The sequence below is a fragment of the Paenochrobactrum glaciei genome, assembly GCF_039522165.1.
GTDB classification, from domain to species: domain Bacteria; phylum Pseudomonadota; class Alphaproteobacteria; order Rhizobiales; family Rhizobiaceae; genus Paenochrobactrum; species Paenochrobactrum glaciei.
In genome coordinates this window covers 278624-292852 of sequence record NZ_BAAADE010000001.1, presented here as the reverse complement: position 1 = coordinate 292852, position 14229 = coordinate 278624, and the positions used below count along the sequence as shown (strand labels likewise).

Sequence of the window (14229 nt, the reverse complement as noted above, 5' to 3'; positions counted from 1 at the left end):
TATGTGCAGACAAATTTCGTTAAAGATCGTATTATGAAAGGGACCCGCTGATGGCCCGCGTCACCGTTGAGGATTGCGTAGACAAGGTAGACAACCGCTTTGAGCTGGTTCTGCTTGCCAGTCATCGTGCACGCCAGATTTCGCAAGGCGGACAGATTACCGTCGATCGCGATAATGACAAAAACCCTGTTGTTGCATTGCGTGAAATCGCCGATGAAACACTTTCACCAGACGATCTGAAAGAAGATCTGATCCATTCGCTGCAGAAGCATGTGGAAGTGGATGAGCCTGAAGCTGCACCAACTGCATTGCTGACCGGTAGCATTGATGCAACCGCTGAAGGCATGGCTGAAGCCGGTGAAGATGAAGCAGTTGTCTTCGATCAGATGTCTGAAGAAGAATTGCTGGCCGGTATTGAAGGTCTGGTTGCTCCGGAAAAAAGCGACGACTTCTAATTATTTGCCCGACCGGCTGCAGCCGGTTACTGAATTTTTGATATGCGTCGCAACTTTTAAGTTGTGGCGCATATTTTTTAACGGCACTGCGATGTGTCTGCGACATAAAAGGACTTATATAATAATTACGCGCTAGCGTTGAAAATTATACTTGTCAGCAAAAATGCATGGTTTACTTTAAAAACACTGATGTGTTTGTTTTTATATAGGAGTTCCTGTCGATGATGCGCCAATATGAGCTTGTGGAACGCGTGCAGCGATACAAGCCAGATGTAAACGAGGCGCTCCTCAACAAGGCCTATGTTTATGCCATGCAAAAACACGGAAGCCAAAAACGCGCTTCCGGTGATCCTTATTTTTCCCATCCTTTGGAAGTGGCGGCAATCCTCACCGATATGCGCCTTGATGAGGCAACCATTGCGATTGCGCTGCTGCATGATACAATTGAGGATACGGACGCGACGCGCGCCGAGATTGATCAGCTGTTCGGACCTGAAATTGGCAAGCTGGTTGAAGGGCTGACCAAGCTTAAAAAGCTTGATCTTGTTTCCAAAAAAGCCGTTCAGGCCGAAAATCTGCGCAAATTATTGCTGGCAATTTCGGATGATGTGCGAGTGCTTTTAGTCAAACTTGCTGACCGCTTGCACAATATGCGCACGCTTGGCGTGATGCGTGAAGATAAACGTCTTCGTATTGCTGAAGAAACTATGGATATTTATGCACCGCTTGCCGGTCGCATGGGTATGCAGGATATGCGTGAAGAGCTGGAAGAGCTGGCTTTTCGTTATATCAATCCGGAAGCGTGGCGGGCGGTGACGGATCGTCTGGCAGAACTTTTGGAAAAAAATCGCGGCATCCTGAAGAAGATTGAAGGCGACTTGTCCGAGCTTTTTGCCGCAAACGGCATTAAAGCCAGCGTTAAAAGCCGGCAGAAAAAGCCTTGGTCAGTTTTCCGTAAGATGGAAACCAAAGCGCTGTCTTTTGAGCAGCTCTCCGATATTTTCGGCTTTCGTGTCGTGGTTGATACGGTTGAAGATTGTTATCGCGCATTGGGTATCATTCACAGCACATGGTCGATGGTTCCGGGGCGCTTTAAAGATTACATCTCAACGCCGAAACAGAACGATTACCGTTCCATTCACACCACCATTGTCGGGCCTTCACGCCAGCGTGTAGAGTTGCAAATTCGCACCCGCGCCATGGATGATGTGGCAGAATATGGTGTGGCGGCACACTCGATTTATAAAGATCGCGGCAGCGGCACGCCAACCAGCGGCGGCAATTCCATTTCGATGGAAACCAACGCCTATGCATGGCTGCGCCAGACAATCGAAGCTTTGTCGGAAGGCGATAATCCGGAAGAATTTCTGGAGCATACCAAGCTTGAACTGTTTCAGGATCAGGTTTTCTGTTTCACCCCAAAGGGCAGGCTGATTGCTTTGCCGCGTGGCGCAACCCCGATTGATTTTGCTTATGCGGTGCATACCGATGTGGGGGACAGCTGTGTGGGCGCTAAGGTAAATGGCCGCATCATGCCGCTGATGACCAAGCTGAAAAACGGCGATGAAGTGGAAATTATCCGCTCTAAGGCACAGGTGCCGCCTGCGGCATGGGAATCGCTGGTTGCAACCGGTAAAGCACGCTCGGCTATTCGCCGTGCGACCCGTTCGGCTGTGCGTAAGCAATATTCCGGTCTTGGTATGCGTATTCTGGAACGCGCTTTTGAGCGTGCCGGAAAACCGTTCAGCAAAGATATTTTAAAGCCCGGCTTGCCGCGTCTGGCGCGTAAGGATGTTGAGGACGTGCTGGCCTCGGTCGGTCGTGGTGAGTTGCCGTCAACTGATGTGGTGAAGGCTGTTTATCCTGATTATCAGGATACACGGGTGACAAGCCAAACACCGCCGCAAACCGGTGAAAAAGGCTGGTTCAACATTCAAAATGCTGCCGGAATGATCTTTAAGGTTCCTGAAGGCGGTGCGGATATTGATGACGAAAAAAGCACAGCCAAATCAGGCAAAAAAGCGCTGCCAATTCGTGGTGCAAATTCTGATCTGCCCGTGCGTTTTGCGCCGGAAGGTGCTGTGCCAGGTGATCGTATTGTCGGTATTTTGCAGCCCGGTGCAGGGATTACCATTTATCCGATCCAGTCACCGGCATTGACGGCCTATGATGATCAACCGGAGCGCTGGATTGATATCCGCTGGGATATTGACGGCGAAATGCATGAGAGATTTCCGGCACGTATCTCCATCTCGGCAATTAACTCGCCGGGCTCGCTGGCCGAAATCGCGCAGATTATCGCGGCGAATGATACTAATATCCACAATTTGTCGATGATCCGTAAGGCTCCGGACTTTACTGAACTGCTGATCGATGTAGAAGTCTGGGATTTGAAACATCTCAACCGGATTATTTCACAACTTAAAGATAGCGCTTGCGTTTCCAGCGCCAACCGCGTGAACGGATAGGAAAATACATGAATACCGATGACGTTTTGGCCGTCTTTCGCGAGGCGGGCGGCATCCTTGAAGGCCATTTTATCCTCACCTCAGGTTTGCGCAGTCCGGTTTTCCTGCAAAAAGCACGCGTTTTTATGCATGCCGACAAGACAGAAAAACTTTGCAAAGCCTTGGCTGAAAAGATTAAAGCAGCCGATCTTGGCCCCATTGATTATGTGGTCGGCCCTGCAATCGGCGGCTTGATCCCGTCTTATGAAACATCGCGCCATTTGGGTGTGCCATCTGTTTGGGTCGAGCGTGAAAACGGTGTTTTCCGTTTGCGCCGCTTTGATGTGCCAAAAGGCTCGCGCGTTGTTATCGTGGAAGATATTGTGACGACCGGTCTTTCCATTCGTGAGACAATCACTTGCATGGAAGATCTTGGCATTGAAGTCGTGGCTGCGGCTTGTATCGTTGATCGTTCAGCCGGTAAGGCCGATGTCGGTACACGCTTGATTGCATTGGCCGAATATGAAGTGCCTGCTTATCCGGCGGATGCTTTGCCGCCTGAATTACAGGCAATTCCGGCTGTGAAACCGGGTAGCCGTAATATTTAACTACGACATTTTTTACTAAAATATTGAAAACAAGAGTTGCGGGATAAAAGATTTATCTCGCAATTCCTTATGTTATCTGACAAATTGCCAGAGTAATGGTACTTGTATTCAATGAAAATAGCATCATTTTGTAAAAGTCATACAAGGGTCAGTAAATAGTGTCTTCAGCTCTTCCATGTCATCCAGCCGAAAAACCAAAACGTGAAACATGCAGCATCTGTGCCGATTGCTGTGTGCGTCATCTTGCGGTTTGTGCAGCTTTGGATGGCGACGAGCTTGATGCACTGGAAGCGATTATGAGCTCAAAGCAGCTCGGCGCCAATGAAATGCTGGTGGAAGAGGGGCAGGCGAAAACCCGCGTCTATAGTCTAACCTCCGGCATGTTGCGTCTTTATACATCACTGCCCGATGGCCGCCGTCAGATTTCAGGCTTTTTGTTCCCCGGTGGTTATCTGGGGCTTGCGGATGATGAAGTACATTCGCAAACAGTGGAAGCGGTTGTGCCTTCGGTTCTGTGCTCGTTTTCAGACCGCGAGATGGATGCTCTGATGGAGCGTTATCCGCAGTTGAAAGAGCGCCTTTACGAAATGACCAAATTTGCGCTGCGTCAGGCGCATGATAATCAGATGATCCTTGGCCGTTTAGCACCGGTGGAAAAACTGGCAAGCTTTTTGCTGCTTTTGGCCAATCGCCCGCAGGCGGAATCGGCAAGCAATCCGGTGCATCTTGCGATGAACCGTACCGATATTGCTGATTATTTAGGGCTCACAATTGAAACAGTCAGCCGCAGCTTTACCAAGCTGAAGACACAGGGGCTCATTCGCCTTATTGATGCCAACACAGTCGAGATTACCTCTTACCGCTCATTGGCTGCTGTAGCAGGGCTGGATATCACCCATCTAATGAGTGCAGCGAACGCTTGATCGCGCCTGCAGTATTCGTTTCCCCACAGATTAATTATATTTAATATTATTGCGTCTGCATGATTGATTATGATCAATGCTGAATATGTTTGTGCTGGCTACTATCATCACATAATTTCCCTGATAGCAGGAAATTTAATCCGGCTTTGATACATGATTACTGCCGGAAAGGATTTTTATAGTCTTTAAGAGGCTGGTGATGACATTCTGGACTGCCATGATTTTCATTAATCTTCTTGGGTTCTCCGTGCTTTGCTTTGGTCATCCGGCGCCTGTGCTGGTAAAGATTAAGAAAGCGGGGCGTTGAGATGCAAGAAGAAATCGTCCGTCATTATGCCTCATTAGCTGTTCCTAGATATACATCTTATCCAACAGCCGCAGATTTTACGCCGCAGGTTACGCCAACTCATATGAGCAGCTGGCTGCGCCAGTTAGCGCCGCAAGAAGCGGTTTCACTTTATTTGCATATCCCTTATTGCCGTCAGCTTTGCCATTATTGCGGTTGCCATGCGAAAGTCGCACGCCGTGATGATGTGATTGACAATTTCGTGCAGGATTTACTGACCGAAATCCACCTTGTCGGCCAGCATTTGTCATCACGCCCTCAAGTCAAGCATTTGCATTGGGGCGGTGGTACACCTTCTATTTTACATGCGCAGCAGTTTGAAAAAATTATCACTGCATTACGTGAGCATTTTGATTTTGCTCCGCAGATGGAGCATGCCATCGAGCTTGATCCGCGTACAGTTACGGCTGAACTAACCAAAGTATTGGCCGCGCAGGGCGTAAACCGTGCTTCGCTGGGTGTGCAGGATGTTGATCCGGAAGTGCAGAAAGCCATCGGGCGTTTGCAGCCATTATCCATTGTAAAACAGGCGGTGGATAATCTGCGTGGTGCCGGAATTGAACGGATTAACTTTGATCTGATTTACGGTCTGCCATTGCAGACAGAAGAAACATTGCGCCAGACATGCCAGAGTGTGCGCGAATTTGCGCCTGATCGTATTGCTTTTTATGGTTATGCACATCTGCCGCAGCGCCGCGCTAATCAGCGTTTGATTGATAATGCCGCACTGCCGGATGCAGATGCGCGCTATGCACAGGCAGCCGTTGTTCGCCAGTGTTTTACAGATTTCGGCTATGAGGAAATCGGCATAGATCACTTTGCCTTAACCGATGATCCTTTGGCTGTTTCAGCAAGGGAAGGGCGGTTAAACCGCAATTTCCAAGGTTACACAGATGACAACTGCCCAACTTTGATTGGCTTCGGTCCTTCATCTATTTCACAATTTTGGGGCGGTTTTGCGCAAAATATATCCGATATTAAACAATATGGCATCGCTGTCCGAGAGGGTCGATTGGCGACGCTGCGTGGGCATATTATGCGCGATCGAGATCGTACTCGTGCTGACGTTATATTGGCACTGATGTGTAATTTTCAGGCAGATCTGAACAAGCTGGCCTTAGGTGTTGATTTTTCAGATGAAATGGCTCTATTACGGCCACTGATTGCTGATGGTATTGTGACTGTCAGAGACGGCATTGTTGCGATGTCGCGTCAGAGACGACAGCTTATTCGGCCAGTTGCTGCAATATTTGATGAATTCCGCAGGGGCAATGTTCACGGCTTTAGCTTCGCCGTTTGAGCTATAACTTGTGGGGTAGCCGGCCCGTGCATTTATGCGGGGGGAGCGGCAATGGGCATCGCACTCAGTGGGGGCTGAGTGCGATGCTTTCATTTTAAGCGTTTATTTCAGGCTTTGTGTTTATGCAGCTTCGGCAGGAAAATGGCTGCAAGCCCCAGTGCTGGCAGGAACGAGCAGACATGATAAACATATTCAATGCTTTTCGCGTCCGCTACAATGCCTAAGAGCGCTGCGGCAATACCGGCAATACCAAAAGCAAAGCCGAAGAAAAGCCCCGACACCATACCCACACGACCCGGCAATAATTCCTGCGCAAAAACGATAATCGCAGGGAAGGCCGAGGCCAGCACAAAGCCGATTACCATTGTCAGCACAGCTGTCAGCGGCAGGTTGGCATAAGGCAGTATAAGGGTAAAAGGCAGAATACCTAAAATTGATACCCAGATCACCGTGCGGGTGCCGATCTTATCGCCGATCGGGCCACCAACAATGGTGCCTGCTGCTACCGAGCCCAAGAACAGGAACAGCAGAATTTGCGATGTCTGCACGCTCACACCAAAATGGCTGATCGTGTAGAAAGTGTAATAGCTGGTGAAGCTCGCCAGATAGATATATTTGGTGAAAATCAACACAGCCAGCACACCAACGGCAAAGGCTACTTTTTTGCCCGGTAATGGCAGTGATTTATCGGCTTGCGGGCGCTTGGCATTGGCCACGCGATAGGCGGTGTACCACTGACCGACACGCCACAGCACATACATGCCGATGAGCGCTGCAATGGAGAACCAGCTGACACTGCCCTGACCAAATGGCAGTACGATAAAGGCTGCAAGCAAGGGACCAAGCGATGAGCCGATATTGCCGCCGACCTGAAACAGCGACTGGGCAAACCCATGTCGGCCACCTGAGGCAAGGCGTGCAACGCGCGATGATTCAGGATGGAAAATTGAGGAGCCAAGACCAACCAGGGCTGCGCCGAACAGCAACATGCTAAAATTATGCGCATTGGCCAGCACAATCAGGCCGACAAACGTACAGGCCATCGCAAGGGTGAGCGAATAGGGCATTGGTCGTTTATCGGTATAAATGCCGACAACAGGCTGCAAAATGGAAGCGGTAAGCTGGAAGATGAAAGTCAGCAGACCAATCTGCCAGAATGTCAGGCTGTAATTGGTCTTCAAAATCGGATAAATCGCCGGTAGCAGCGATTGCATCATATCATTGAGAAAGTGACCGAAACTGACTGCCAGAATGATGTTGATTGCAGTTGTTTCGGATGGCCTGTTAGAGCCCAGGCTGGTCTCATCAGCCGTGTTCATCGTCATAGTTGTGCTCCGGAGGCGCATTTTTTGTAATATAATAACCTAGCTTACTTTAGTTATTGAGCAAGCAATGGCTAGTCAAATTAAAAGGATTGATCATCTCATTCATATTTGTCGTACTTTCCGGTACGCTTTCTTGACGCATGAAATGGCCTTGGCATGAAGTTTCCGGTTAATATTTGTATATTTGATCGTGTTGGGCTATATTTGTTAAGCATTTAGTAATTGTTTCAGGGCGCAAGCCCGGGTATGACAGCAATATGTTGTTTCGCTCTCGTCATAAGCCGAGTTTCAGTGAGAAGACCCGTCTTCTATTGTGGCCTCGCAGATCATTTTCCCGATCATTCCGCTATTATGGCAAGCGGATTATGCGGATTACGGCTTCCCCGCATGCAATTGCGGCCGGGTTGGCTATTGGCGTATTCGCAGCCTTTACGCCGTTTTTCGGCTTTCATTTTATCATTGCGGTCATCTTGGCCTATCTGCTTGCCGGTAATATTGGTGCGGCAGCTTTAGGCACGGCTGTTGCTAATCCTTTGACCTTGCCTTTCATTTGGGGCGGCACCTATGAGCTTGGCCGTTTTGTAATTAGTGGCGGTAAGGCTGATGGTGCAGGTTCGCTCAATCTTGTGCGCGCGCTTGAAACCATGCGGTTTACCGAAATCTGGACACCATTGATCAAGCCAATGCTGTTGGGCTCTACTATTTTAGGCGCTTTATTTGCAGTGCTTGTTTATGGTGTAACACGGGTTGCCGTGACGGGATTTCGTAAAAAGCAGGCTGAAAACCGCATGAGCCGCCAATTGATGCGGCGTGAGAGCAGGATATCTTGAGCAGATGATTATTGGTATCGGCAGTGATCTGATCGACATTCGCAGAATTGAAAAAGCGCTTGATCGACATGGTGACCGTTTTAAAACGCGTGTTTTTACCGATCTTGAGCAGAAAAAATCAGAAAGCCGCAAAGAAAAAGCGGCCTCTTATGCCAAGCGCTTTGCTGCCAAAGAAGCATGTTCCAAAGCATTGGGAACCGGCCTTGCACAAGGGGTTTTCTGGCGTGATATGGGGGTTGTTAATCTGCCTTCCGGCAAACCGACCATGAAGCTGACCGGTGGCGCTTTGGACGCTCTCCACAGAATAATGCCGGATGATTGCGACTTTGCCATACATCTGACAATTACCGATGATTTTCCTCTCGCACAGGCTTTTGTGATTATTGAAGCAATAAAGCGGCCTGCTTAATTGCATTTCGGTGATTTCTTTTTTAAGGCTGGGTTGGTAACGGGCGAAGTTGATTTGACCGTTGGCCAATTGCTTCGAGTTTTGGCTGCGTGACCGGTGTTTTATCGGTTATTTGTGCAGCATAAGGATTGGGATTGTGCGTTTCATTAATTTTGATACGCATAATGTTCAAAAATGCCATGTCCAATACGGAGATTGTAGAGCGTGTCGAGCAAGAACAAAGTTAAAAAATCCGGTGGTATCGGCGAAACCATCATGGTTATCGTCCAGGCTCTGTTATTGGCTCTGGTCATCCGGACAGTTTTGTTCCAGCCGTTCAGCATTCCGTCCGGTTCCATGCGCCCGACCTTGCTTGAAGGCGATTATCTGTTTGTTTCTAAATTCTCCTATGGATTTTCGAAATATTCGTTGCCTTTGTCGCCGGATCTGTTTTCCGGACGTATCTGGGGCTCGGAGCCAAAGCGTGGGGATGTGGTTGTTTTCAAACTGCCAAGCGACACCAATATCGATTATATCAAACGTGTGATTGGTCTGCCGGGTGACCGCGTGCAGATGCGCGGCGGTGCGCTTTACATCAATGATGAGCCGGTGCAGCGCGAGAAAATTGGCACGATCAGCAATCCTGATGTGACCGAGCAGAACCGTCCTGTGGATGTCTATCGCGAAACACTGCCAAATGGTGTAAGCTATGACACGCTGGATCTGGCGCAGGGCACCATGGGTGATGATACCCGCGTGTTTGAAGTGCCGGAGGGGCATTATTTTATGATGGGCGACAATCGTGACAATTCTCTCGATAGCCGCTTTGGTGTGGGCTATGTGCCTTACGAAAACCTTGTTGGCCGTGCCAATATTATCTTCTTCTCGATTGCCGGTAAGGCAAGCCCGCTGGAAATCTGGAAGTGGCCATCCGAATTGCGCGGCAGCCGTTTGCTGACCTCGGTCAACGGTAAGCCGGATACAGAAGTTACAGCGCCATAATTGTTGAGCATATCATGCCGTTAGATGCACAAAACCTTGCGCTCCTTGAAGAGCGCACAGGCCATAAATTCGCTAATCTTGAACGATTGGAAAAGGCTTTAACCCATTCCAGCGTACAGGTGCAGGCGGGCGAAAGCTATGAGCGGCTGGAGTTTTTAGGCGACCGCGTGCTCGGGCTTTGCATTTCAGAAATGCTCTATACTGCGTTTCCCGATGCTGCTGAAGGTGAATTGTCGGTGCGTCTGAATGCGCTGGTGAATGCCGAAACCTGTGCTGCCATTGCCGATGAATTGGCGCTTGGTAATATTATCCGCACCGGTGCCGATATTAAAACGGTGAAAGACAAGCGCCTTGCCAATGTGCGCGCCGATGTGATTGAAGCGCTGATTGCCACCATCTATCTGGATGGCGGTCTGGATGCAGCGCGTGGTTTTATTGACCGTTATTGGAAAACCCGTTCACAGCAAACCGGTGCGGCGCGTCGTGACGCGAAAACCGAATTGCAGGAATGGGCGCATCAGCAGGGCAACCTGCATCCAGTTTATGAAGTGATCGGCCGTAGCGGCCCTGATCATGACCCGCAATTTACGGTGGAAGTTACCATTGCCGGCTTCCCGTCAGAACGTGGTGATGGCCGTTCCAAACGATTGGCGCAGCAAGTTGCCGCTGAAAAAGTGCTTTTACGCGAAGGCGTATGGAAACAGGATTGAAATCTGCATTAATGATGAAATATGCAGATAATCAGGTTATAATGAAGCAGTTGGGATGCGTGTGACGCGTCACAGCTGCTTTTGTATTGGAAGAATAAGAGGCCGGATTTTAAAGTCCGGGCGTGCCGGAAGGGCAGAAAATGGAAAATAATAAGACAACTGCGCCGGCTGAGATCGAAACTGCTGGAACAGAAAATTACACTACACGCTCGGGCTTTGTTGCACTGATTGGTGCGCCAAATGCCGGTAAATCGACACTGGTTAATCAGCTTGTTGGTACAAAAGTTTCAATCGTCACCCATAAGGTGCAAACAACTCGCGCGCTGGTGCGTGGTATTTTCATTGAAGGTGACAGTCAGGTTGTGCTGATCGATACGCCGGGTATTTTCCGCCCGAAGCGTCGTCTTGATCGTGCGATGGTGACCACCGCTTGGGGCGGCGCTAAAGATGCCGATATTATTCTGGTAATCATTGATGCACAGGGCGGCATGAATGAAAGCGCTGTAGCGCTGCTGGAAAGCTTTGAAAATGTGCGCCAGAAGAAAATTCTGGTGCTGAATAAAGTTGACCGCGTTGATCCGCCGGCATTGCTGAAGCTGACAGCCGCTGCCAATGAAAAAGCCAATTTTGATCGCACATTCATGATCTCGGCGCTGAATGGTTCGGGCTGTAAAGATCTGGCCAAATATCTGGCCGATGCTGTGCCGAATGGCCCTTGGTATTATCCGGAAGATCAGATTTCCGACATGCCGATGCGTCAGCTTGCAGCAGAAATCACCCGTGAAAAGCTTTATCTGCGCCTGCATGAAGAACTGCCATATTCTTCAACCATCGAAACCGAGCGCTGGGAAGAACGCAAAGACGGCTCTGTTCGTATTGAACAGGTGATCTATGTTGAGCGCGACAGCCAGAAGAAGATCGTTCTTGGCCATAAAGGCGAGACAATTAAAGCTATCGGCCAGTCAGCACGTAAAGAAATTGCAGATATTCTGGAGCAGCCGGTGCATCTCTTCTTGTTTGTGAAGGTGCGTGAAAACTGGGGCAATGATCCGGAACGCTACCGCGAAATGGGTCTGACTTTCCCTAATTCATAAACCTGACATTATAAGGTTTGAATTCAGATGGAATGGCGTGATGAAGGCATTGTCCTTGGCACACGGAAACACGGCGAAACCAGTGTTATTCTAGAGGTCATGACCCGTCATCACGGACGCCATCTCGGGCTTGTTCGTGGCGGGCGTTCACGCCGGATGCAGCCTTTGTTGCAGCCGGGCAATCACGTTTCGATCCATTGGTGGGCGCGCCTTGATGAACATATGGGCGCGTTCCAGATCGAACCATTGGGCTTTGCTGCGGCACGGCTGATTGAAAGCCCGATTGCACTTTATGGCATTCAGCTTGCGGGTTGCCATTTACGATTATTGCCGGAGCGTGACGCTCATACAGGGCTTTATGAGACGCTGGCGCTTATCATCAATCATTTTGACGATGCTTTTGCCTCGGGCGAATTATTGTTGCGCTTTGAGCTGATGCTGTTGGAAGAACTGGGCTTTGGTCTGGATTTTCGCAATTGTGCTGCGACCGGTGCGGTTGATGATCTGATTTATGTTTCGCCTAAATCGGGCAGGGCAGTGTCGCGTGCAGGCGGAGCGCCATGGGCGGATAAACTACTAAGCCTGCCGGAATTTGTGGTGAGTAATCAAATCAGGCCATCTTGTCTGGACGACATACAAAGTGCTTATAAGTTGACCGGCTTTTTTCTGATGCGACATGTATGGGAACCACGCGCACAAGTGCCGCCAGAAGCGCGCGCCGGTTTTTTAAATGCTTTGAACCGACTTTTAAACATTACAGAGTCAGCTTAAAAACAGAGCCTTCAAAGGCATCTGCACCGCGGCCAATATTTTGAATGGCCTGTCGCATCGCACCCTTGCGGCCTAAGATTTCATCCGCCAATGCTACAAGTCGACTATTGGGCGTGGCCGAGGGTGCCAATTGCCGCAAAACCAATGCCATCTCATGTTCGTTTAGTGCTGGGTTCAAGGCACAAGCCAGAATGTAAGCTGCTGCCGTTGAGCGTGAAATACCGGCAAAGCAATGAATAAGCAGCGGTTTTTCACCATTCCAACCGGCCGCAAAATTCAAAATTGCATGAATATGTTCAGCCTCGGGCGCTACAAATCCATCGCTTGGTTCGGTAATATCATTGAAGTTCAAGCGCAAATAATCATCGGCACTTAATGTGACCGGCAGAGATACTTGCGCATCTGGGCTTACCAAAGTGATGATTTTTTGCGGAACATATTGCGCAATGGCTTCAGCAAGCTTTGATTGCGGCGTGACAATGATTTCCGCCATTTAAATTTTCCGCTTGCTTTCAAGATCGGCAAAACGGGCAAGAAATGCTTGCTGCACCTGACCTGTCGGCTGTGGCTCAAGCCTGATCATTTCAGGATTGATGCCGCGCGGACGGCCGAAATAACGCACAGCCTCTGCTTCGGTGAAACCTGCAAGTTGCACCGCTTCATAATAAGCCGCAATGCGATCAGCCTGTTTGATGAGTTTTTTAAGCGTTACAGTTATTTTTGCAGGCAGTGAAAAGCGCAAATGAATTGCGGCTTCCAGACGATTTTCAATCTGTTGATAGTCGCCGCCCATCACCGCTTTAAACGGCGAGATCATATCGCCGATGACATATTCAGGCGCATCATGCAAAAGAGCGAGCAATTGCCAGTCAATATGGGCATCGGGTTTGATGTGGTTGAAAATCTGCTCAACCAAAAGCGAATGCTGCGCTACAGAATAGGCATGTTCACCAACAGTCTGGCCGTTCCAGCGTGCAACACGGGCAAGGCCATGGGCAATGTCTTCAATCTCAACATCAAAAGGTGAGGGGTCGAGCAGGTCAAGCCTACGCCCTGACAGCATGCGCTGCCATGCACGAACCTGACCGGCACTTTGATCTGCTGCCGCCATAACGGATTATTCCTGATCTTTAATCGGCATCGTATATTTGGCAGTTGGCGGAATGGTCAGACTGACTTCCGCATCACCCGCCATGATTGGGGTTTGGCTGTCCAATGCGTCCTGCACACGGTCAATACGCACAAAGGCGATGGCTTGATTGCCACATGTTTCACCAAGATTGCCGATTTCACGTGCACCAACAGTTAAAGCCATGCCTTTTTCCGGCAAAGGGCTGGTTGCAGTTGCTACCATTGCGCGTCGGCGTGCTGTGCCGCGATGCTGCATGCGCGAGACAACTTCCTGTCCAATGAAGCAGCCTTTGCTAAATGAAACGCCGCCGATCTGATCGAAGTTGGCATCATGCGGAAAGAGGTCATTATAGGCAAAGTCATTGCTGCCTTCGGCAATGCCATTGACAATGCGCAATCGCGTCCAGCCTTCCATATTATTTACATCACAATGCTGGCCGTAGTGACGACGCACATTCAGGCTCTCAGGAAAGCGTAAATCGCGTTTACTTGAATCACTTTGTGAAGAAGCAGAATCATTTTGCCAAGAAACAGCAATAAGTGATTCAGAACTTTGTGTAATTTCCGCTTTTGAGCGCAAACGATAAAGCACCAAACGCTTCATCAGGCCTTCAGCAATTTCCTCCGGCATATCCAAGCGTAAGCCGTTTTCAACGCGCGACACCAGAAAATCAAACATGATTTTTCCCTGTGGCGTCAGCAATGCACCGGGTTTTAATTCATCCGCTCCCAGACTATCCAAATCTGTGGTGATAACAGCCTGGAGAAATTTTTCTGCTTCTGCACCTGTCACCAGCACCAAAGCGCGATTTTCTAAATTTGCGGATTTTCCGGAGAGAGTCATGTCTTCTTCCTTGCCTTTGCCATAAGTCTTACGTAAGCCGCATTGACGACAGCCG

Annotated in this window: 15 protein-coding genes; 11 read left to right on the top strand and 4 right to left on the bottom strand. The window is 49.4% G+C overall.

What is annotated here, in order from left to right; all coding sequences use genetic code 11:
- Positions 1–50 precede the first annotated feature (50 nt).
- The 5 genes from rpoZ to hemN all read left to right on the top strand — a co-directional run bounded on the left by rpoZ (position 51) and on the right by hemN (position 6079).
- Positions 51–455, top strand: a complete 405-nt coding sequence (gene rpoZ / locus ABDZ76_RS01455; protein ID WP_343800311.1) for a DNA-directed RNA polymerase subunit omega — start codon at positions 51–53, stop codon at positions 453–455.
- A gap of 221 nt (positions 456–676) precedes the next feature.
- Complete coding sequence (locus ABDZ76_RS01450; RefSeq protein ID WP_343800308.1) at positions 677–2923, top strand: RelA/SpoT family protein; 2247 nt, start codon at positions 677–679, stop codon at positions 2921–2923.
- 8 nt (positions 2924–2931) lie between these two features.
- Positions 2932–3510 (top strand): orotate phosphoribosyltransferase, encoded by a 579-nt coding sequence (gene pyrE / locus ABDZ76_RS01445; protein WP_343800306.1) that lies wholly within the window; start codon positions 2932–2934, stop codon positions 3508–3510.
- 158 nt (positions 3511–3668) lie between these two features.
- The gene (locus ABDZ76_RS01440) at positions 3669–4433 is read left to right on the top strand and encodes a Crp/Fnr family transcriptional regulator (RefSeq protein ID WP_343800304.1); all 765 of its coding nucleotides are present in this window, start codon (positions 3669–3671) and stop codon (positions 4431–4433) included.
- A gap of 308 nt (positions 4434–4741) precedes the next feature.
- Entirely contained in the window at positions 4742–6079 is a 1338-nt protein-coding gene (hemN, locus tag ABDZ76_RS01435) for an oxygen-independent coproporphyrinogen III oxidase (protein ID WP_343800302.1), read from the top strand.
- A 107-nt stretch (positions 6080–6186) separates the two neighbouring features.
- Here the strand turns inward: hemN and ABDZ76_RS01430 are convergent, their stop codons facing one another.
- A complete protein-coding gene (locus ABDZ76_RS01430; protein WP_374844546.1) occupies positions 6187–7398 on the bottom strand; it encodes an MFS transporter in 1212 nt (403 codons plus the stop codon).
- Positions 7399–7661: 263 nt separating this feature from the next.
- On the opposite strand from ABDZ76_RS01430, the gene bspA reads away from it, so the two are divergent.
- The 6 genes from bspA to recO all read left to right on the top strand — a co-directional run bounded on the left by bspA (position 7662) and on the right by recO (position 12199).
- The gene (bspA, locus tag ABDZ76_RS01425; RefSeq protein ID WP_343800298.1) at positions 7662–8234 is read left to right on the top strand and encodes a type IV secretion system effector BspA; all 573 of its coding nucleotides are present in this window, start codon (positions 7662–7664) and stop codon (positions 8232–8234) included.
- 4 nt (positions 8235–8238) lie between these two features.
- Positions 8239–8643, top strand: coding sequence for a holo-ACP synthase (gene acpS / locus ABDZ76_RS01420; protein ID WP_343800296.1), 405 nt, complete (start codon positions 8239–8241; stop codon positions 8641–8643).
- A gap of 255 nt (positions 8644–8898) precedes the next feature.
- On the top strand, positions 8899–9624 hold the full coding sequence (gene lepB, locus ABDZ76_RS01415; RefSeq protein WP_184220606.1) for a signal peptidase I: 726 nt from the start codon (positions 8899–8901) through the stop codon (positions 9622–9624).
- Between the two features lie 14 nt (positions 9625–9638).
- Positions 9639–10334, top strand: coding sequence for a ribonuclease III (gene rnc / locus ABDZ76_RS01410; RefSeq protein ID WP_184220267.1), 696 nt, complete (start codon positions 9639–9641; stop codon positions 10332–10334).
- A 140-nt stretch (positions 10335–10474) separates the two neighbouring features.
- A complete protein-coding gene (era, locus tag ABDZ76_RS01405) occupies positions 10475–11428 on the top strand; it encodes a GTPase Era (RefSeq protein WP_343800291.1) in 954 nt (317 codons plus the stop codon).
- A gap of 27 nt (positions 11429–11455) precedes the next feature.
- A complete protein-coding gene (gene recO / locus ABDZ76_RS01400; RefSeq protein WP_343800289.1) occupies positions 11456–12199 on the top strand; it encodes a DNA repair protein RecO in 744 nt (247 codons plus the stop codon).
- On the opposite strand, the gene ABDZ76_RS01395 is transcribed toward recO, so the two are convergent.
- From ABDZ76_RS01395 to ygfZ, 3 genes are read right to left on the bottom strand one after another with little or no spacing between them, the layout of a single operon-like run.
- Entirely contained in the window at positions 12183–12692 is a 510-nt protein-coding gene (locus ABDZ76_RS01395) for a tyrosine phosphatase family protein (RefSeq protein WP_343800287.1), read from the bottom strand. The genes recO and ABDZ76_RS01395 overlap by 17 nt on opposite strands.
- Positions 12693–13310, bottom strand: a complete 618-nt coding sequence (locus tag ABDZ76_RS01390) for a YfbR-like 5'-deoxynucleotidase (RefSeq protein ID WP_343800285.1) — start codon at positions 13308–13310, stop codon at positions 12693–12695.
- A gap of 6 nt (positions 13311–13316) precedes the next feature.
- The gene (gene ygfZ / locus ABDZ76_RS01385) at positions 13317–14174 is read right to left on the bottom strand and encodes a CAF17-like 4Fe-4S cluster assembly/insertion protein YgfZ (protein ID WP_343800283.1); all 858 of its coding nucleotides are present in this window, start codon (positions 14172–14174) and stop codon (positions 13317–13319) included.
- Positions 14175–14229 lie beyond the last annotated feature (55 nt).

Excerpts from the sequence above, each read along its gene's own strand:
- rpoZ (WP_343800311.1), top strand. The coding sequence starts at position 51 with ATGGCCCGCGTCACCGTTGAGGATTGCGTAGACAAGGTAGACAACCGC.
- ABDZ76_RS01450 (WP_343800308.1), top strand. The coding sequence starts at position 677 with ATGATGCGCCAATATGAGCTTGTGGAACGCGTGCAGCGATACAAGCCA.
- pyrE (WP_343800306.1), top strand. The coding sequence starts at position 2,932 with ATGAATACCGATGACGTTTTGGCCGTCTTTCGCGAGGCGGGCGGCATC.
- hemN (WP_343800302.1), top strand. The coding sequence starts at position 4,742 with ATGCAAGAAGAAATCGTCCGTCATTATGCCTCATTAGCTGTTCCTAGA.
- ABDZ76_RS01430 (WP_374844546.1), bottom strand. The coding sequence starts at position 7,398 with ATGAACACGGCTGATGAGACCAGCCTGGGCTCTAACAGGCCATCCGAA.
- bspA (WP_343800298.1), top strand. The coding sequence starts at position 7,662 with ATGTTGTTTCGCTCTCGTCATAAGCCGAGTTTCAGTGAGAAGACCCGT.
- acpS (WP_343800296.1), top strand. The coding sequence starts at position 8,239 with ATGATTATTGGTATCGGCAGTGATCTGATCGACATTCGCAGAATTGAA.
- lepB (WP_184220606.1), top strand. The coding sequence starts at position 8,899 with ATGGTTATCGTCCAGGCTCTGTTATTGGCTCTGGTCATCCGGACAGTT.
- rnc (WP_184220267.1), top strand. The coding sequence starts at position 9,639 with ATGCCGTTAGATGCACAAAACCTTGCGCTCCTTGAAGAGCGCACAGGC.
- era (WP_343800291.1), top strand. The coding sequence starts at position 10,475 with ATGGAAAATAATAAGACAACTGCGCCGGCTGAGATCGAAACTGCTGGA.
- recO (WP_343800289.1), top strand. The coding sequence starts at position 11,456 with ATGGAATGGCGTGATGAAGGCATTGTCCTTGGCACACGGAAACACGGC.
- ABDZ76_RS01395 (WP_343800287.1), bottom strand. The coding sequence starts at position 12,692 with ATGGCGGAAATCATTGTCACGCCGCAATCAAAGCTTGCTGAAGCCATT.
- ABDZ76_RS01390 (WP_343800285.1), bottom strand. The coding sequence starts at position 13,310 with ATGGCGGCAGCAGATCAAAGTGCCGGTCAGGTTCGTGCATGGCAGCGC.
- ygfZ (WP_343800283.1), bottom strand. The coding sequence starts at position 14,174 with ATGACTCTCTCCGGAAAATCCGCAAATTTAGAAAATCGCGCTTTGGTG.